This window comes from uncultured Methanospirillum sp. (assembly GCF_963668415.2).
Taxonomy (GTDB): Archaea; Halobacteriota; Methanomicrobia; order Methanomicrobiales; family Methanospirillaceae; genus Methanospirillum.
In genome coordinates, this window is sequence record NZ_CAXXDL010000001.1 from 2,827,217 (window position 1) to 2,845,693 (window position 18,477).

At 52.3% G+C, this 18,477-nt stretch carries 13 protein-coding genes; 4 read left to right on the forward strand and 9 right to left on the reverse strand.

Annotation, left to right across the window (positions count from 1 at the left end; translation table 11 throughout):
• Positions 1-68: 68 nt before the first annotated feature.
• Complete coding sequence (locus ACHZA2_RS13440) at positions 69-1,907, reverse strand: thiamine pyrophosphate-dependent enzyme (protein WP_319580123.1); 1,839 nt, start codon at positions 1,905-1,907, stop codon at positions 69-71.
• Positions 1,908-2,021: 114 nt separating this feature from the next.
• Here ACHZA2_RS13440 and ACHZA2_RS13445 point away from each other — a divergent pair, with 114 nt between their 5' ends.
• Entirely contained in the window at positions 2,022-2,174 is a 153-nt protein-coding gene (locus tag ACHZA2_RS13445) for a hypothetical protein (protein ID WP_319538332.1), read from the forward strand.
• A gap of 34 nt (positions 2,175-2,208) precedes the next feature.
• Here the strand turns inward: ACHZA2_RS13445 and ACHZA2_RS13450 are convergent, their stop codons facing one another.
• From ACHZA2_RS13450 to ACHZA2_RS13485, 8 genes are all read right to left on the reverse strand, one after another.
• The gene (locus ACHZA2_RS13450) at positions 2,209-3,300 is read right to left on the reverse strand and encodes an ATP-NAD kinase family protein (RefSeq protein WP_319580124.1); all 1,092 of its coding nucleotides are present in this window, start codon (positions 3,298-3,300) and stop codon (positions 2,209-2,211) included.
• Positions 3,297-4,652, reverse strand: a complete 1,356-nt coding sequence (locus ACHZA2_RS13455; RefSeq protein ID WP_319538330.1) for a TrpB-like pyridoxal phosphate-dependent enzyme — start codon at positions 4,650-4,652, stop codon at positions 3,297-3,299. The genes ACHZA2_RS13450 and ACHZA2_RS13455 overlap by 4 nt, the downstream gene beginning before the upstream one ends.
• Positions 4,653-4,756: 104 nt before the next feature.
• The gene (locus ACHZA2_RS13460; protein ID WP_319580125.1) at positions 4,757-7,843 is read right to left on the reverse strand and encodes a PAS domain S-box protein; all 3,087 of its coding nucleotides are present in this window, start codon (positions 7,841-7,843) and stop codon (positions 4,757-4,759) included.
• 54 nt (positions 7,844-7,897) lie between these two features.
• On the reverse strand, positions 7,898-8,881 hold the full coding sequence (gene pfkA / locus ACHZA2_RS13465) for a 6-phosphofructokinase (protein WP_394698593.1): 984 nt from the start codon (positions 8,879-8,881) through the stop codon (positions 7,898-7,900).
• Between the two features lie 23 nt (positions 8,882-8,904).
• On the reverse strand, positions 8,905-12,408 hold the full coding sequence (locus tag ACHZA2_RS13470; protein WP_319580127.1) for a LytS/YhcK type 5TM receptor domain-containing protein: 3,504 nt from the start codon (positions 12,406-12,408) through the stop codon (positions 8,905-8,907).
• Between the two features lie 135 nt (positions 12,409-12,543).
• Positions 12,544-13,062 carry a DUF6790 family protein gene (locus ACHZA2_RS13475; RefSeq protein ID WP_319538326.1) on the reverse strand — a complete coding sequence of 173 codons (519 nt, stop codon included), beginning with the start codon at positions 13,060-13,062 and terminating at the stop codon, positions 12,544-12,546.
• A 22-nt stretch (positions 13,063-13,084) separates the two neighbouring features.
• Positions 13,085-13,708, reverse strand: a complete 624-nt coding sequence (locus ACHZA2_RS13480; RefSeq protein WP_319580128.1) for a pirin family protein — start codon at positions 13,706-13,708, stop codon at positions 13,085-13,087.
• Complete coding sequence (locus ACHZA2_RS13485) at positions 13,663-13,947, reverse strand: pirin family protein (protein WP_319580129.1); 285 nt, start codon at positions 13,945-13,947, stop codon at positions 13,663-13,665. Before ACHZA2_RS13485 ends, ACHZA2_RS13480 begins: the two co-directional genes overlap by 46 nt.
• Before the next feature lie 86 nt (positions 13,948-14,033).
• Between ACHZA2_RS13485 and ACHZA2_RS13490 the strand changes: the two genes are divergently transcribed.
• The 3 genes from ACHZA2_RS13490 to ACHZA2_RS13500 all read left to right on the forward strand — a co-directional run bounded on the left by ACHZA2_RS13490 (position 14,034) and on the right by ACHZA2_RS13500 (position 18,469).
• The gene (locus ACHZA2_RS13490) at positions 14,034-14,750 is read left to right on the forward strand and encodes a C39 family peptidase (protein WP_319580130.1); all 717 of its coding nucleotides are present in this window, start codon (positions 14,034-14,036) and stop codon (positions 14,748-14,750) included.
• Between the two features lie 183 nt (positions 14,751-14,933).
• On the forward strand, positions 14,934-16,958 hold the full coding sequence (locus ACHZA2_RS13495) for a PocR ligand-binding domain-containing protein (RefSeq protein WP_319580131.1): 2,025 nt from the start codon (positions 14,934-14,936) through the stop codon (positions 16,956-16,958).
• Complete coding sequence (locus ACHZA2_RS13500) at positions 16,955-18,469, forward strand: response regulator (RefSeq protein ID WP_319580132.1); 1,515 nt, start codon at positions 16,955-16,957, stop codon at positions 18,467-18,469. Before ACHZA2_RS13495 ends, ACHZA2_RS13500 begins: the two co-directional genes overlap by 4 nt.
• Positions 18,470-18,477: the final 8 nt, after the last annotated feature.

An 18,477-nucleotide genomic window follows, 5' to 3' on the forward strand; every position in this document is an offset into this window, starting at 1 on the left:
GAGATAATAGTCGCCGATTTCGGGAGGCTTCTCACAAAGTCAGTCGAGTACTCTCTGGTATTCAGCGGTTAGAACCGGTTTGGATCGGTATCAACATCAACGATGACCGGCCTGTTCAACTGCATCGCCCATCTGACTGCCCGTCCAAGGTCGTCAGGCTCGTTCACCCGCTTTCCTTCCCCTCCGCACGCTTTGGCATACATTGCAAAGTCAGGGTTCTTCAGGTCGGTTGCGAAGTTTTCGTAGTTCTCAATCTTCTGTTCGACCCTGATCATCCCGAGTTCATGATTGTTGAGGATGATGACGACCATCGGAAGGTTGTACTTGACGGCTGTGACAAAATCTGCCATCGCCATCGCAAATCCTCCGTCGCCGGTGATGCAGAAGACCGGGCTTTCAGGATATGCAAGTTTGGCTGCGATGGCACCGGGCAGACCGAATCCCATCGTTGCAAGGTACCCTGACATGGCAAACCGCTGCTTCTTCATCCTGAAGTTCCTGCCAAACCACCAGCCGTTCTCACCGACATCTATCGAGATCAGCGCCTCGTCAGGAATGACCTCCGAGAGTACCTTCATGATGTACGGTGGCCTGATCGGCTTTGCCTTCGGGTCTGCCTCCCTGTCACGCTGGGCGTCCCAGGCTTGCACGATCTCTTTCACCTTTCCCGGGGATGCCGGCCTGCCACGCTGCCTGACGATCGAGATAAGCCGTGTCAGCACCTCACCGACATCACCGTATACCGACAGCGATCTCTCTCCTTTCCCGAGCATGAGCGGGTCCCGGTCGATCTGCAGCATCTGCACCTGGTCCGGAACCCTGGTCATCTTGGAGAATCCTACCCCGAGGGTGATGAGCAGGTCTGTCTGCTCAACCATCTCTCTGGCCTGCGGTGAACCCACAGTCCCGAGTATACCTGCATACTGCGGATGCCCGTCAGGCAGGATACCCTTGGCCCTGAAGGTTGAGAGAACCGGGGCGTCAATAGCTTTTGAGAAAGAGGAAAGGATATCAGCGTAGGGGTATGCCCCCCATCCTGCAAGGATCACCGGATTTTCTGCAAGATCGAGCATAGCCGCAGCACGGGAGAGGGTGTCTGAGTCCGGAACAACCCTGAGCGATGGAATGCATCCCTGAAGTGAGCAGATTTTTCCCTCAAACTGCTGCTTCTGGACATCATTCGGGACTGATATCTGTGCGACACCTGACCGGACCACTGCATGCTGAAGTGCAAGGGTCAGGATCTTCTGTGCCATCTTCCGGTCATAGATGGTGTTGTTATACACGGTGACCGGCCTGAAGAAGGCGTCCTGGTCGATCTCCTGGAATCCTCCCGGGCCTGCGTACTGCATGGCAACTTGTCCGTTCAGAGAGAGGACCGGGGTCTTGTCCTCTTTGGCATCATAGAGTCCTGTTGCAAGGTTAGTTGCACCCGGGCCTGCGATGGTGACACAGACCGCCATCTTCCCGGTGAACTTGTGATAGGCAGAGGCTGCAAGTGCTGCATTCTCTTCATGGCGGAAGAGAGTGAACCTGGCGTCCTTGTTCTTCCTGATTGCGTCGATGATACCGAGCGAACTGGTTCCCGGGACACCAAAGAACTCGGTGATCCCAAATGAGGTCAGCTGGTGTACCAGGACTTCTGATACTGTAGTGCCCTGCTCTCTCTTTTTCCCGTTCCCTTCTTCAACAACAAGGATAAAGGATTTTTTTCCCGCGTTACAGACCGGGCATAGCCAGTCATCAGGAAGATCCTCAAACCGTGTTCCCGGTGGTGTATTGGTCTGCTCTTCTCCTGCCTCTTCCCGGTAGATGTACGAGCAGATGTTGCAACGCCAGGTGTGGAATACCTGTTTCTTCCGTGCCCGTGCGGCAGGTTTCAAAGGGTCAGGGAGATTTTGAGGCATTGTTATACAATTGATGCGATCTTTCACATCAAAAAGAGTTCGACAGGCCTGTGGTCGTGATGCTTGTCTCCCGTGCAGGATACTGTGAAGTGTTATCAGGGCATAACGAGAATCATGGCAGTCGATCCTTCAAATATCAGATTCAGGGATAAGGTTGTCTGCTCTGAGTGCAACAGGCCGCTGATGGGGAAGGTCCTGATTGCAACCGGTGGCAGGACTCTGTGCCTTGATTGTTTTGAAAAGCAGGCAGGTGGTGGAAGTAGGTAACACGCCCGTAATCTGGCATGTATATACTCTGAAGTTATGAGAGCCTGACCCGCTGTGCCATCTCGTATCCGCAGATGACGAGGAGGCTCTCCCCGAATTCTCTGTTTACATCAGGATCACCGGTGTCGATGTAGAGAACCGGTGTATGCTGCAGTTTAGCCGGGGTGGCGACCACGATCAATGCGTTTGTACCTGTTTTTTTCAGAACTCTGCTACTGATCTGCTGGTTTCCCCTGCCGAGAACAAAGCCCTGTGCTCCGATTGGGCTCAAGATGATCCTGGCACTGTCATACTGTTCAAGAAGCCCGAGGATTGCCTCTTCGTTCAGGTCAGTGCCGACAATCTTCCCCTGATAGATGGCATCAACACCGAGCAGGGTTGAGGCAAGGCCGATCCTGGTTGCTATGGCTCCTGTGGTTGATCCGGCACCGAGCAGGTACAGGGTATCATCCCGCATGATTCCCGTGATGAACCTGGCGATATCATCCCGCATCCGTGTTTCGTCACCGAACGAGACCTCTTTGCATGACTGACAGAGTCCTGAAATGTACGGCATGGTGGCAATACCAAAGAGACGTGTTGTGAGAACGCCGGCCCGGTACTGCTCCTCGTCCACGTCCACCACCTCGGCTTCAGTCAGGCTTGCCGCGTCAAGTCTGTTGAGCACCCCGGCTCCTGTATCCGGTGTGGTGGCAAAGACACCTGAGTAGATCTTCACTCCTGCAGGGATGCCAAGAATCGGGATATCCTTCCCGGTCATTGCAAAAACATCACGTGCCGTCCCGTCACCGCCGCAGAATACGATAAGCCTGACCCCCTCTCGTATCATGAGTTCACACGCTGCTTTTGTGTCTTCTGCCACAGTATCTGGCAAAGTCGGGGAGTAGACGATCTCATACGAGGCTATCCCTGCCTCTCTGAGTTCGTCTGCTCCCATGCTCCCGGCAGCGGTGAGAAAAAAGAATCCCTGCCTGTTCAAGCCGGCAAGAAACCTGACTGCACGGGATGGGGAGCGTGGTTCTGCACCGAGAGAACGTGCCTCTTGTACACACCCATCGGTACCTTTCAGCCCGACTGCCCCTCCCATCCCTGCATACGGGTTTACTACAAACCCGATCCTGTTCATGCAACAGTCGGGAGGTTCTTCAGCGATTCGGCGATGAGATCTGCCGGATATTCGTAGTCCGGGAGTGTTCCGGCAAAGTAGGCCTCGTAACTGGAGAGGTCGAAATGCCCGTGCCCGGTGTTATTGAAAAGGATTGTCTTCTCTTCGCCGGTCTGTTTGCACTCGAGTGCCTTATCGATGACAACCCTGATGGCATGTGCAGCCTCCGGTGCCGGGATGATTCCTTCGGCTCTGGCAAAGGTCACAGCAGCCTCAAAGACCCGGTTCTGGTGCACCGATGTTGCCGTTATCAGGTTGTCAGCATGGAGTTTGGAGACCAGGGGTGCCATTCCATGGTATCTGAGTCCGCCTGCATGGATGGATGGCGGGATGAAGTCATGGCCCAGGGTGAACATCTTCATCATCGGGGTGAGACCTGCGACATCACCGAAGTCGTAGGCGTAAAGCCCTTTTGTAAGGGAGGGACAGGCAGAAGGTTCAACCGCGATGATCTCGGTCTCTGTCTTCTTGTCGATGTTATCTTTCACGAATGGGAAGGCAATTCCCGCAAAGTTTGACCCTCCACCTGCTGAACCGATCACGATATCGGCAGTGGCCTCGTCCATAGCGAGCTGTTTCTGTGCCTCCTGTCCGATGATGGTCTGATGCAGACAGACATGGTTGAGCACGCTGCCGAGTGCATAGTTGGTGTTGTCGTGGGTTGCCGCATCCTCGACCGCTTCAGATATCGCGATCCCGAGACTACCCGGTGTATCCGGATCTTTTGCTAGAATTGCCCGGCCTGAGTTGGTGTCTGGTGAAGGTGACGGGACACACTCTGCACCCCAGACCTGCATCATCATCTTCCGGTACGGTTTCTGGTCATAACTGCCCCTGACCATATACACCTTACACTCTATTCCGAAGAGCTGGGTTGCAAATGCAAGGGACGAACCCCACTGGCCTGCTCCGGTCTCGGTTGCAATCCGCTCGATCCCTTCCTTCATGTTGTAGTAGGTCTGGGCTATTGCAGTGTTGGGCTTGTGAGAACCTGGAGGGCTGACCCCCTCATACTTGTAGTAGATCTTTGCCGGTGTCTTCAGGAGCCGTTCGAGGTTGTGAGCACGAAAGAGCGGGCTCGGCCTCCAGAGCGTCAGGATGTCGCGGACCTCACCCGGGATGTCGACATACCGGTCCTGGCACATCTCCTGTCTGATCAGTTCCTTTGGAAATATAACCTCAAGATCCGTGGGTCCGATGGGCTTTCCTGTCTGGGGATGCATCGGGGGAGCGAGAGGAGTCTTGAAGTCTGCCTGGATGTTGTACCATTTCTTCGGGATCTCGTTCTCATCAAGGATGATCTTGGTTCTCATGTACATCATTGTATGTTGATGGACATATTTATGCATATGTGGTGCGGCATCCTGTTTTCCGGTTGATCTCCTGATCAAACCCGTGTGGGTCTGGATCTCCTGATTCAGAGAGATTGTTTACGCTCTATCAGGACAGGGTCTGTCCGGTATGTTCCCTTCGGCACCGTGAGTTCAAACCGTGCCCCAGATCCCTCCTGTCCGGTCTCTGCGATGGTGATGTCGGTTATTCCCAGGATCTCCCTGACCAGGAAGAGCCCAAGCCCGGTGTTCTTCCCATACCCGCGTTCAAAGATCTTATCTTTCTCGTCTTCCGGGATGCCGCTGCCGTTATCCTCGTAGGAAAGAACCATTTCAGACCCTGATATCCTGGATGAGATCCTGATTGTTGTTGCGTTCTTTGCGTACCGCACCGTGTTATCGATCAGGTTGGTGAAGACCTTCTCCAGCATCGGGTCTGCATAGATCTCTATCCCATCAACCTCTGTCTGCAACTCAAGACCAGCCGGGAGATCTTCATCCCTGACCAGGAGGGAGAGCGAGAACCATCTGGGGTGGGTTGCACCAAGATCCTGATACACCCGGGTGAACTCGATCTGCTCCTGGATCCTTCTCACTGCCTGGTTCAGATGCTCAATCTGGTCTTCCACCTCGGGGCTGGTGTTCTCATCTCTGATCAACTCAAGGTACCCGAATATTGTGGTGATCACATTCAGGATGTCATGGCGTGTGATGTCGGTGAGGAGCGAGAGCTGCCTGTTTGCCCTGATGAGTGCATCCTCTGATCGCTTCCGCCCTGAAATGTCACGTATTGCTGCCACATGGACCGGCCTTCCTTTCCAGGTGAAGAACCTTCCGGTTACCTCAACAGGGAATACCTCACCGTTCTTTCGTTTATGAAACCGCAGGGGAATTACAATACTGCCAATGGGCGTCTCTACAGTAACTCTTCTGGTATCTTCAGGTTCAGCAGAGAGATCGGTGTTACACATGCTGAGCAGTTCTTCACGGGTGTAACCGTAGAGTTCTGAAGCCTCTGAATTTGCCTCGAGAAGTTCTCCTGTCGCATTGTCGATGAGAAATATCGCCTCACTCCCGAGTTCAAACAGAACCTGATACTTCTCATGACTCTCGGCTAGTGAATGTTCTACTGCCTTTCTTGCTGAAATATCACGGGAAAGTCCTAGGATCTCGAGTTTTCCCGTGTCTTCGTTCAGATAGTAACTGGTTGTGATCTCGGTCCAGATCAGCGATCCGTCCTTGCGATGCTGCTGGGCTTCATCGACGTAAAATTGCCTCCGTTCATTTTCCGCATAGAACTGCTGTTTTCGTTCTTTGATAAGGTTTTTAATGTTTTCAGCATCCTCTTCTGAAAGCGCCTTATCAAGAGGCAGGGCCATCACCTCTTCCGGTGTGTACCCCCTGAGCAGGTATGATGAAGGACTGACATACCTGAAGATAAGGGTGTCAGGATCCAGGATCCAGATGACATCCTTCATGTTCTCTGCAAGCAGCCGGTAGTGTTTCTCACTCTGGGCCAGTTTCCCAGACGTCTCAACCTGCTCGGTTACGTCGTTATATATCGCAACAATCTCTCCTGATGAGAGTTTGAAGACATAATTCTCGTACCATCTCTCGTAATTCTCATCTCTGTAGATCTTTGCAGGGTATATCGCAGGTTCTCCGGTAAGCCATACCTTTCTGAAGACAGGAATAAGCCCGTACTCATCAATAGCCGGGCGGAGATCAGTGAGTGTGCGGCCTTCAACCTGACTCCTGTCTTTCTTCTCCATCTCAAGGGCTTCTCGGTTCATCTCCACGATGATGTAATCGCTGCCCCGGCTGCCGTCATTGATTACCCGGTATATAGCAGCACCGCTTGGCATGATCTCGTACAGGCCCCTGAACAAGGCCTCTTTTTCTGTAAGAGCGTCCTGACTCTCTGCCAGTTCCCGGTAATTTGCCCTGAGTTCCTCCTCGCTTGAGGTGAGCTCTTCATACGCGGCAGAGATATCCTCGTTCATCCGCCTGATCTCTTCTTCAGCCTTTTTCCGTTCTGTAATATCCTGGATGACTCCTACAACCTTCCTGCCTCCCTCGTCATCAGGCTCTATGCCTGCGATCGATGCTATCGTCTTTGGTGGTGAGGCATCAGCAGGATTGATGGTATATTCAAGGTTGTACGGTGTCCCGGAGGTGATCAAATCCACGAGTACCTGGTGAACCCGCTCCCGTTCGACGATGCAGTTCTCGATCTCTTCGATGGAGATATCTCCGGCAGGACGATGGTACCCGAAGATCCTCAAACCTCCTTCAGATCCCCAGATAAGCCCGGTCTTCAGGTCATACTCCCAGTTTCCAGTTTTTCCTATCTCCTGCGCTTTTACTAGCCGTTTCTCGTGAAGTCTGACCAGCTCTTCACTCTTCTTCCGGGCAGTCACATCCATATGGACGCCCCGGTACCCGGTGACTTTTCCGTCCTCACCGGTGGTGGGCGTTCCACTTGATTGTAGGATAACCTTCTGCCCGTTTTTGTGCTGATAGAAGAATATTCTGTTTCTGATAGACTGCATACCCTGGATGGCCTCAAATGCAGTCTTCGTCTGCTCCTCTTTCACCACAGGTTCGTAGAGGTCAAAGAAGCACTTCTGCCCTACCAGTTCTTCCGGTTTGTACCCGAGGATCTGCTCTACTGCAGAGTTGCAGTACCTGAAGAGCCCGGTCTCGTCGATCTCCCAGATCCATTCTCCTGCACTCAGTGCAACCTGGTTGAACCGTGCCTCACTCTCTCTGAGTGCAGCACTCGCTCTTCGCTGCTGGACAGCGGTTCTGATCTTGTGCGAGAGCTCTGTATACTGAGGGCGGGGTGAACCTCCCTTCTGGAGGTAAAAGTCTGCACCGCACTCTATCGCCTGGATAACCACCTCTTCACGCCCCCTGCCGGTGAAGAGAATAAACGGTATCTCGGGGTAGATGATTCGTATCTCTTTAAGCAGGGTTATCCCGTCCATCTCAGGCATCTGGTAGTCTGATACTATTGCATCATACCTGGTCTCGTTGATCTTTTTGAGAGCCTGTCTGCCTGATTCTGCAGTGTCCACTCTGAGCCCGAGGGATTTGAGGTATAGGCTTGTGATGTCAAGAAGCAGTGCTTCATCATCAACATATAAAATAAAGAGTTCAGGGTCGGACATCGTGGTTTCACCTCGTGTATGGTTCGTAGCCGATGCTCTGTGAGAGTGAGGGAGTTAGTATCCGGTGAGAATCTGGGAGAGAACAGCCATACGCGGATCAGTCTCGCGTTGCTTCCCCACAACCTCGCTGATCGGACGGAAGACGACCTCCCGCATCACCTCTCCTGCCATCACTCCTCCCTGACCGTTTAGCAGGGCATTCACCGCACAGACTCCGAGTTTTGCCGCAAGCACCCGGTCACGGGACGTGGGACTACCTCCACGCTGGGTGTGACCGAGTACACAGACCCTTGACTCCATCTGTATCCTGTTTGACACCTTCTTTGCAATTCCGAAGCTACATCCCGGCTGATCTCCTTCTGCAATCACAACGATGGCATGATGTTTTCCTCTGGTGAAGAGTGTCTCCAGGTGTGAACAGAGTTCTTCTATCTCTTCATGACCGTCGTGAAGGACCAGATGAGCGGCTCCACCTGCAATTCCTGCCTCAAGAGCGATGAAACTGCTGGTATGGCCCATCACCTCGACGAAGAAGAGACGTCCGTGTGAGATTGCCGTGTCACGGATCCGGTCTATTGATTCGAGTGCGATATTGACGGCTGTGTCAAATCCTATCGAGAAGTCTGTGCCAGGGATGTCGTTGTCGATGGTACCGGGAATTGCGATGACCGGAATTCCTGTCTCTTCAGAGAGGTAATTTCCACCTTTAAATGAGCCATCCCCTCCTATCAGGATCAATCCGTCGATTCTGTTCTCAAGCAACCGGTCTGCTGCCTTCTGCCTGCCCTCAGGAGTCCTGAACTCATCGCTGCGGGAGGTTCCAAGCATCGTCCCTCCCAGGTGAATGATGTTGCCTACATCCCGGCGTTCAATCTTGTAGATGTCTCCCTCGATCATGCCGGTATAGCCACGTCGGATCCCGTACACCTCAACACCTGCATGAGCACCTGCCCGGTAAACTGCCCTGATACAGGCGTTCATCCCGGGAGCGTCGCCCCCTGAGGTAACCACGGCGATCCGCTGCATCTTCACTCCCATGGATATCCAGATCTGTCAATCACCTATATAGTGATACTCTTCCCCTCTTCGTGAGTCTCCGGGGCCGGGGTCAGACTGATGGTGATCAACAGGCTGTTACCTGATTTAGAATGGCTGATTGTGCCTCCGCTGATTCTGCACTCTTCAAAAAGGGCGGCCATACTCTCCTGAGACGGGGGCCATCCGAAACCAGTTCCCCGACAGTCAAGAGTAAGCAGGACAGCATCCTCCTTCTGGTGTCCGGTGATCCTGATACTCTCTGCTCCCGCTACTCCGAGGCTCTCAAGAAGTGAGATCACAAGGTCCTCAAACCGGCCCCTGGCTACACAGACCTCAGGGAGTTCTCCATACTGCTTAAACGAGAGAGCAACATTCTCAAAGATTGGAATATGGGCGAGACGGGTTATCAGCAGCCTGAGATAGGTATCAGGATCATCACTGGCTTCAAGAAACTCTTCGTCGGTAGCAGGTTCACGGGTCAGTTCGGTCAGGATTGAATTGACAAAGCTGGAGAGTTCAACCCTGTCCTCTGCAGGTGCCGGCTCCATACCCTCGAGCAGGGAGAGATAATCCTGGTAGAGCCGCTCTGCACGCCTGATCAGGGATGGGTTGATGATCCGGTCAAGCCCCTCTCTCCTGATCATCCTGTTCAATTTACGTGTTATCTGCCCGGCCTTGAGCGCCAGTTCGAGATCATCCCTGTCTCCTTCCTTGTGAAGTTTCGAGAAATAGCCAAAGTCTTCAAGGAGATCATCGATGAGATCCGTGCTTATGAGTGTCCGCACCTTCCTTGCGATCTCCTCCTCACCGATCTGGCTCATGATGAACTCGAGTGAGAGGAGTCTGCCAGAGATGATGGTGAACAGGCTGCTCAGGCGTTCCATGGTTTCACGTGAGAGGATGGCCATTTTCTTCTCATGGACACGATCCTGGGCAGCGTTTCCGCTTCTGCTGATTGAGAGGAATGATACTGTCTCCTCCCTGATGATGAACTGGAAGAGTATCAGACCGAATACTGGGAGTAGTAAATTGAGAATAAACGTACCCAGGACTTTCCCGTCGATGATCTCACCGGTGATGAGGAGAAGGAGAAACCTGAGCGATCCGATGAGTAGGCCGATCGAGATCACCCTCGGGTACGTAAAATTCCGGCGCCAGAGGAGTGTACACACACCGGCGAGAACCCCTGCCAATATAGTGACAATAGCACTAGCAGCCTGATCAGGCCCTCCGGTGAAGAGAGCATATCCTCCGCCCAGCACTCCGGCAGCTGCCCCGATGAACGGACCACCAAGGATACCGGCTATGGCAGGGCCGAGATCAGGGAACTGGATCGTGATTCCCCATCGAGATATCACCTCAAGATACCCGTATGCCGAGAAGAGGCCGAAGATGACGGTAAGCCAGATCCTCTCGGTCATGGTTGTTGCACTGATGAGGATGTCCTGGAATGTCCTGGACCTGGTGAGCAGGAATATGATGGCACCAAGGACCGCAATTCTGTTCAGGAGAGGAATCCCTGTCTCGTTCGACTGCTCTGTGAAGAGTACCCCCATGAGGGCCAGTCCGATGATCAGGATTATGATTCCCTGCTGCAGAGTTCGTCCGGTTGGCCGGTGGTGGTACAATACCTCTCGTATACCTGGCGAGGTGATTCCTGTTAGGGGTGACGCATCCTGATGTGAATGAGTTTTTATTCTCCTGGTCTTCTTCTCCTCTTCAATCAGGTACAGTATGATTACAAGGCCTATCACCAGCGTCCCAAGGGTAGGGATGGTGATCTGGTGCAGTTCATCCAGTATACCTCCTGTTGTTCCACCTGTTCCTGCTCTGAAAACCCAGAGTAGGACAACCTGAATGATCCCTGTAATGATTCCGACAATGAGCGTTCTCCGGAAAGAGATCGAATCCTGATACCACGAAACAATCGCCGCCAGAGATCCGGCAAAAAGCGGAGGAAGAACTGCAGCATACCAGGGCAGTGATGTAAAACCCGGGGATCCGTATCCACCAACTCCTGACACCGCCCCTACAACGACTCCGGCAACCGGTCCGCCAAGGAAAGCTGCCATGATTGGGATGAGGGTGCCGAAGCTTACCGGGAGTGTGTCGATCAGGATACTGGATCTGGTGCCATAAATTCCAAGGATCGAGAAGATGAGTATGAATAGAAAGATATCTCCCCGTCCCGGTTTATGGTCGAGCACCGGTGTGATCACACCCGATCTGATGACAAGGTACAGGAGAATGAGCAGTCCGAGCAGGTTCTGCACGAGAGGAAGGCCGATGTCGTAAAAAACCTCCTCTCTGAAGAGGGCCATGAGCAGGTAGGCAAAGGTCCCTGCAGTCATGATCACAAACCAGAGTCTGGACCCTCGTGCATACCTGGGGAGATGAGCATCCAGGTAGAGCATCATGATCCCGGTGAATGCAAACATGAATGCCCCGAAGGCAGATGTGTAACTGAGGAGGGTCTTCGGGTTACCTGACCAGACGATGAAGAGCATGAGCCCGATAAACCCGATGATGATGATCTGGTAGGTTCGCTTCTCACTCCAACCTGAAACCGCTGTTGAGCAGAGGATCGAGGCTACTGCACGTGCCCGTCCGTCTGCCCCGGTTATGAGTACCCCGAAGAGGATGACATACCCGGTGAAGAAGAATATCACTGCCCCGTACGGGAGTGTGTTCAATCCCGCAATTGCTCCGGTGAAGAGATCTCCTCCACCTTTTGTGAAGTATCCCAGCGTAAAGAAGGCTAGTGTCATCAGCCCGGTGATGAGAAATGCGATTCCCTGTGTGATCCTGACATTTCTGATCTGCTCTGCGTAGAACGAGGCTCCGTGGCGAAGCCCGATCTTCTCCCTGAGCCAGATAGAGAAGATGAGCAGGTTCAGGCCTGACCCGACTGCCCCCATGATGGGGATGATCTCGGTCACCTGTCCGCGTGAGGCAGATGGGATGAGTCCGGCGCCCATCGCCTCCAGCGGGAGGCTGATGCCGAGAAAGGTGTAGATGACTCCGCCTATCATTACAGCGGCAAAGAAGAGGACCAGTTTCTCAAAGAGTGAGAAGTTCTTTCTGATCAGGAGCGGCAGGATGACAAGCAGGGTGACGGTGGCGAGTATCTCACGGGAAAAGGTGACCGGTATGAGTTCCTGGAGAAACTGTGCTGAAAAGAGAGCAAGACCTCCGTATCCGATCATCTCGAGCACGTAGATCAGGACCATGAAGAAGACTTCCCAGTTTTCAGGTCCTGGAAATCCGTGCATGCCGTCAAAGATGTGCTCGCCCCTGGCGAGTGTGTACCTGGCAAGGCCTTCGACCAGGAAGTACTTGTAGATCAACACAAGGATGGCGAGCCAGAGGAATGAGAACCCGGTGAGTGTCCCGGCACTCACAGCCTCTGGAAATCCCCTGCCGCTAATCGAGACGGCAAGCATGATACAGGGGCCGAGGAAGAAGACGAGATCGGTGAGGACAGGGACTGAAAATTGGGTGATAAATGAGCGTATTTTCGTGATCATGGGGGAGTTTCGTTCCCTTCTGTGGTATTGTGAGCTGTGAGTAGTGTCTGCGTCTCCGGGTAAAAATTATGCACATATGAGCCTGTTGTCATTATCCAGGCTTTCTGAAAAAACCGCAGAGCCGTTCCAACCAGGCTATCTGCGCAGTGATGGCTGCGCTTTATGCTTCTGCAGCCATCCGGTGAGCAGAAAGAGGATGATAAGTACGACCGGCATGCAGATATCGATCCAGAGGATCATGCCAGCGTTGTTTACCGAGAGGTTGTGGACAGAGATGATCTGCCAGATATGCACGATGCCTGCACCCACCATGAATATCGCGTACGCAATCAGGGGTGCTATCCTGAATGTTCCCGGGATACGCAGAGCAAGAATCCCGAGCACTCCGATGAGAAGGTTCGCAAGGGCTACCTCCTGCTGGAACGGGTTTCCTGCCGGCCAGCCTATACTCTCTGCCACCTGATCTGCAAAGAATGTGTGGCCGATGAACGCCCAGATTCCCCCGATGCCGATGATGACCAGAAATGCCCAGTTCAGTAAAATTTCTGCTGCACGTGCATGATCAGCCCTTGGGCGTTCCCGTGATATCTGAACTCCTGCTCCGATTATTGTGATCGCGATAAAAATGATGGGAATGAGCTCTGACAGTGACATGAGGAGGAGGTCAGCGGGACGATTAATAAGGGTGATGGCTGGTGGCTTTGATAAACGTCCCTTCCTCGTACTCTCTGAAGGCCTGCTCAAGTTCCTCCTGTGTGTTCATCACGATCGGGCCTCCCCATGCGATCGGTTCCCTGATTGGCCTCCCTGATAAGAGGAGCAGTCGGCATGGTCCGGCTGTTGCCTTGATCTGGACATGATCACCGTCATTGAGCAGGGTTAGGTTTCGGTTTTCAAGCAGTGTTTCTCCTAGCCCGCAGGTCACCTTTCCTGCAAACACGTAGCAGAATACGGTGTACCCACGCGGAACCTGGTGCAGGAATGTCCTCCCCTCCTCAAGTGAAATGTCAAGGTAGTCCGGGTCGGCAACAATCTCCCTGACCGGCCCTTTTATTCCTGTATACGATCCTGCGATAATTCTGATTGTAACCCCCTGTTCCGGGGAGATAACTGGTATCTCTTCTGCGGGGATCTCCTGGTACCTGGGGTCTCTCATCTTCTCTGATCGAGGCAGGTTTACCCAGAGCTGAAATCCCCCCATCTTCCCGTCAACAGGTTTTGGCATCTCCTGGTGAATGATCCCTGACCCTGCTGTCATCCACTGGACTGCACCGGCCCCGATGGTTCCGGCGTTACCCATACTGTCTCCATGCTCGACCATTCCTTCAAGCATGTAGGTGACAGTCTCAATCCGCGATGGGGATGCCAGGGGAATCCTTTTAGATAGTCTCCAGGTTTGTCGCCCCTGAAGTCGTCAAGCATCAGGAATGGATCAAACCTGGGAATCTGGTGGTATCCAAACGCCCGGTGAAGCCTGACTCCAGCACCTTCCATCGTCTCCCTTGCATGAAACACCTCTTCAACAGTACGGATCATCATCAAATCAGTCACCTCCGTATGATCTGATAATGGTTTCTCATCAAGGATCATGAAAGATAATCTGTCATGTGATCAATGGTTGATATATGCTGAAACCCCGGACTCTCCTCTTCCTGATCATACTCTGTACCGGAGTCGGATCTGTGCAGGCATACTGCCTGAATATCTCCGATCTCACTGGTGGTGCAGCGGCATACGATGGACTTGGTGATCATCCTGATTCGGAATGGTACACTCATTTCTCGATTAATGCATCTCCTGATGAGAATCTCACCCTGATCAGGGTTCCGTCAGTGCAGCAGACGACCGAGATCAGCTGTGGGGCCGTTGCTGCTCTTGACAACCTCCTCTATTATGGTAAAACCGGGGATGAGATGAGTATGGCTTCAGAGATGGGAGTCGTTCCTGTGTATGGAATCAACGTCGTTCAGATGGCGAAATGGTTTACTGACAGGGGATGGACCGTCCATTCAAGTACAACAGATGGCGATGGAGATCTCTCGATGATTCAGAAGAACCTGAAGGAGGGTGTCCCTACTCTTGTTGCCTGGGCTGACTGGGGAGGGCACTGGATGGTAGTTACCGGGTATGACTCCATGGGCACTGAGACCGTTGTGGATGACGTGATCATCTTTGCAGACCCGTACGATGTGACCGATCACAACCAGGACGGATACTACCGTTTCCCTGCGGCACGGTTCTATTCACTCTGGTTTGTACCGCACTGGTATCCTGACAAGGATGCTGTGAGGCCCTGGCTGACTGCAACACCACCTTCATTTTCTTCCGGGAACTCAGGTTGATCCAAGTGCCATTTGTGGAAGAAATGGCATCTCCTGGCTCCCTTTCTATCTCCTCCGAGACATTTACAACATCTTAAATATCAGTATGCTCCTCAATCTCTTCATCAAATCCACTTCTGCCAGTTGTGGGTCAGGACACCCCTGATCAGATGACTGGCTGGATGCAGGTATCCGGCATATACCATGGACTATCAACTCAGTGATCTCATCGACGTTGAGGAACTCCAGGGCCTCATGGATCTTCTCTACTCGGTCAGCAGGTTTGCAACCGGCATCATCGATAACAACTCAGTTGTTCTCACCGGGAATGGCTGGATGGATGTCTGTACCAAGTTTCACCGGGTTCACCCCACGACCCTGAAGGGGTGTTTAGAGAGTGATGTGAAGATCCTCGGACACATGGAGGAGGCAAAGCCATTCTACATGTACAAGTGCGCAAACGGGCTCGTGGACGTTGCAACCCCGATCATCATCGATGGAAGACATCTTGCCAACATCTTCATCGGCCAGTTCTTTCTTGAACCCCCTGATCTTGAGTTCTTCCGCGAACAGGGCCGAAAGTACGGGTTCCCTGAAGATGAGTACCTGAAGGCAGTTCAGGATGTCCCTATCCTCACGCCTGATCAGGTGAATCAGAATCTGGCATTCCTGAGAAAAGTGACTGAGATGCTCGGTGAAATGGGGCTGACTCAGAAGAGGATCCAGGAGGCTGAACGTCTTCTGCTGGAAGCCCATGACTCACTTGAACAGAAGGTGATCGACAGGACCGCAGAACTGGCTGTTGCAAAGGAGAGGGCAGAGGCTGCAAACAAGGCGAAGAGCGAGTTCCTTGCCAACATGAGCCATGAACTCAGGACGCCGATGAATGCTATCCTTGGTTTCTCCCAACTCATGCAACGGGATCAGTCACTCAACCCGGAACAGCGTGAATATCTGCAGATCATCAACCGGAGTGGCACCCACCTGCTTGCCTTGATCAACGAAGTTCTTGAAATATCAAAGATAGAAGCACGACGTGTTACCCTGGAGGAGACCTCGTTTGATCTCCATGAACTGATCAGGGACCTGGAGAATATGTTCAGGGTCAGGACGAATGCAAAAGGGCTGCACTTTCAGATCAGTGGTCTTAATGTCATACCCAGGTACGTACTTGCTGATGAGGGCAAATTCAGGCAGGTCCTGATAAACCTCCTGGGAAATGCCGTAAAGTTTACCGAGCATGGTGGGGTTGTTACAAGGTTTGAGGTCAGAGAAAGGGAAGGTGACTCAGTTGTGCTCAGTATCTCTATCGAGGATACCGGTGTCGGGATTGCTGAAGAGGAGCAGGACCTCCTGTTCAGGTACTTTGAACAGACAAGCAGCGGAAAGATGTCAAAGAGCGGGACCGGCCTTGGTCTTGCAATCAGCAGGGATTATATCAGGCTGATGGGTGGCGATATCACGGTTGTCAGCCGACCTGGTGCAGGAAGTACATTCTCCTTCTATCTTCCTATCAGGGCAGTTTCTGCCCCTGCATCTGGCACAATTGAGAAACATGGAGTTGTGCTCAGACTCAAGAGTGATGGGCCTTCTCCCCGGGTGCTGATCGTTGAAGATAACGAAGAAAATCGTTTATTCCTTGAGACCCTACTGACACAGACCGGCTTCACAATCAGAACTGCATCAAACGGAAAACTGGCTGTTCGTGAAGCAGAGGCATGGCATCCTGATCTCATCTGGATGGATGTCAGAATGCCTGAAATGGATGGGATTGAAGCGACCAGGCAGATACGACTGCTTCCTGGAGGGAAAGACATGGTCATCGTTGCCCTCACTGCCTCGGTCTTTGAAGAAGAGCGGAAGAAAATTCTTGATGCAGGATTTAATGATTTTGTCAGGAAACCATTCCTTGAAGAGGAGATATTCGAGATGATTGCAACATATCTCAAGGTTGGGTATGAGGTCATCCAGGATAGTGATGATACGGCCATGGGATTTCAGGCCGAACTTACTCCAGATATGCTCCTCACCATCCCGAACGCCTTGCGTAATTCACTCTCCACTGCTGTCATACGACTGGATCGGGTGGAGATCGCGAAGGTGATCGGCCAGATCCTGAATGATTTCCCGGATGTCGGCAGGATCATTGCAGGTCTTGCTGATAATCTTGATTTTGACCGGCTTGTAAGCAGACTTGAAGAGGTTGAGAAGATGGAGAGATCAGAATGACTGGTAATGAGTCGGAAGACCCAGCCCAGATCCTTGTGGTTGATGACTCTCCCGGCAGCCTGAAACTTCTTACCGATATCCTTTCAAAGCCGGGATTTCTGGTCCGTCCTGCTCCAAGCGGGAGGCTAGCACTCCGGTCTGCCGGTGTTGAAACTCCTGATCTCATCCTACTTGATGTAATTATGCCTGAGCTGGACGGATATGAGGTCTGCAGACAGCTGAAGGGTGATCCGAAGACCTCATCTGTGCCGGTCATCTTCATCAGTTCTCTTGAAGAGCCTGCCGATAAGGTCAGGGGGTTTGAGGCCGGGGGTGTGGATTTTATCTCAAAACCATTCCAGCCAGAGGAGATTCTTGCCAGGGTGCAGACTCATCTCTCTCTTCACAGGCTTCAGAAGCAGTTGGAAGCCCAGAATATCCTGCTTGAGGAGCAGATCAGGGAGCGGAAGAAGAAGGAAGAGGAACTGAAAGTCTATCAGAAGAACCTTGAAGAGATGGTCAGGGAACGGACAGACGAACTCGACCGGTTCTTCTCATTGAGTCTTGATCTGCTCTGTATTCTCTCAAGGGACGGCATGTTCATCAGGATGAATCCTGCATGGGAATCTTCTCTCGGATATTCACTCGCTGACATCTTCTCTCATAATTATCTGGAGTTCATTCATCCGGATGATCTACAGAGTACCCGTGATGTTGGGAAAATTGCACGTACTGACCGTATATCTAACTTTGTTAACCGGTACAGGCATAAGGATGGATCATACCGGTGGATTGAATGGTCATCTATCCCGTCCGGTGATCTCATCTTTGGCTCTGCACGGGACATCACCGAGCGGAAGAATGTTGAGAACTCACTGAATGAGGCACGAAAAAAACTAAACCTGTTGAACCGTGTAGTCTTTAGCGACATCCAGAACTATGTCTTCTCATTGACCGGGTTTCTTGATCTGCACCGGGAGATCGTTACAGATTCCAGAGAGACCTATTTCCTTGAGAACGAACGTATGGCGGTTGACAAGGTTCTTCTCTCACTCAATTTTGCAAAGATGTACCAGGACATGGGGATTAAGCCCCCGGTCTGGCATCAGGTCTCACAGACATTTCTTTATGCCATCTCGCATCTTGATTTCTCCAGGTACACCCGCGAGATCCATGTTGAGGGGCTCGAGATCTATGCTGATGCTCTCCTTGAGATGGTCTTTTACATCCTCGCTGAGAACGTGCTGAAGTATGCCCATTCGGCAACTGCTGTAAAACTCTGGTATGAGATTATTCCTGGTGGGTGCCGTCTGGTGTTTGAGGATGATGGAAACGGAGTTGAGGCTGATCTGAAAGAGCAGATCTTTGAGCAGTGGTATGGGGAACAGAAGGGGCTCGGTCTTTTCCTCTCACGTGAGATCCTGGCTATTACCGGGCTGTCGATCAGGGAGAACGGAGAACCAGGTTCTGGTGCACGATTTGAGATCCACATACCTGATCAGATGTTCAGGGTGGCCACTCCGGGTAGATGAGAGTGGGT

Coding starts and splice junctions, on each gene's coding strand:
- ACHZA2_RS13440 (WP_319580123.1), bottom strand. CDS start 1,907: ATGCCTCAAAATCTCCCTGACCCTTTGAAACCTGCCGCACGGGCACGG.
- ACHZA2_RS13445 (WP_319538332.1), top strand. CDS start 2,022: ATGGCAGTCGATCCTTCAAATATCAGATTCAGGGATAAGGTTGTCTGC.
- ACHZA2_RS13450 (WP_319580124.1), bottom strand. CDS start 3,300: ATGAACAGGATCGGGTTTGTAGTAAACCCGTATGCAGGGATGGGAGGG.
- ACHZA2_RS13455 (WP_319538330.1), bottom strand. CDS start 4,652: ATGAGAACCAAGATCATCCTTGATGAGAACGAGATCCCGAAGAAATGG.
- ACHZA2_RS13460 (WP_319580125.1), bottom strand. CDS start 7,843: ATGTCCGACCCTGAACTCTTTATTTTATATGTTGATGATGAAGCACTG.
- pfkA (WP_394698593.1), bottom strand. CDS start 8,881: ATGGGAGTGAAGATGCAGCGGATCGCCGTGGTTACCTCAGGGGGCGAC.
- ACHZA2_RS13470 (WP_319580127.1), bottom strand. CDS start 12,408: ATGATCACGAAAATACGCTCATTTATCACCCAATTTTCAGTCCCTGTC.
- ACHZA2_RS13475 (WP_319538326.1), bottom strand. CDS start 13,062: ATGTCACTGTCAGAGCTCATTCCCATCATTTTTATCGCGATCACAATA.
- ACHZA2_RS13480 (WP_319580128.1), bottom strand. CDS start 13,708: ATGGGTAACGCCGGAACCATCGGGGCCGGTGCAGTCCAGTGGATGACA.
- ACHZA2_RS13485 (WP_319580129.1), bottom strand. CDS start 13,947: ATGATGATCCGTACTGTTGAAGAGGTGTTTCATGCAAGGGAGACGATG.
- ACHZA2_RS13490 (WP_319580130.1), top strand. CDS start 14,034: ATGCTGAAACCCCGGACTCTCCTCTTCCTGATCATACTCTGTACCGGA.
- ACHZA2_RS13495 (WP_319580131.1), top strand. CDS start 14,934: ATGGACTATCAACTCAGTGATCTCATCGACGTTGAGGAACTCCAGGGC.
- ACHZA2_RS13500 (WP_319580132.1), top strand. CDS start 16,955: ATGACTGGTAATGAGTCGGAAGACCCAGCCCAGATCCTTGTGGTTGAT.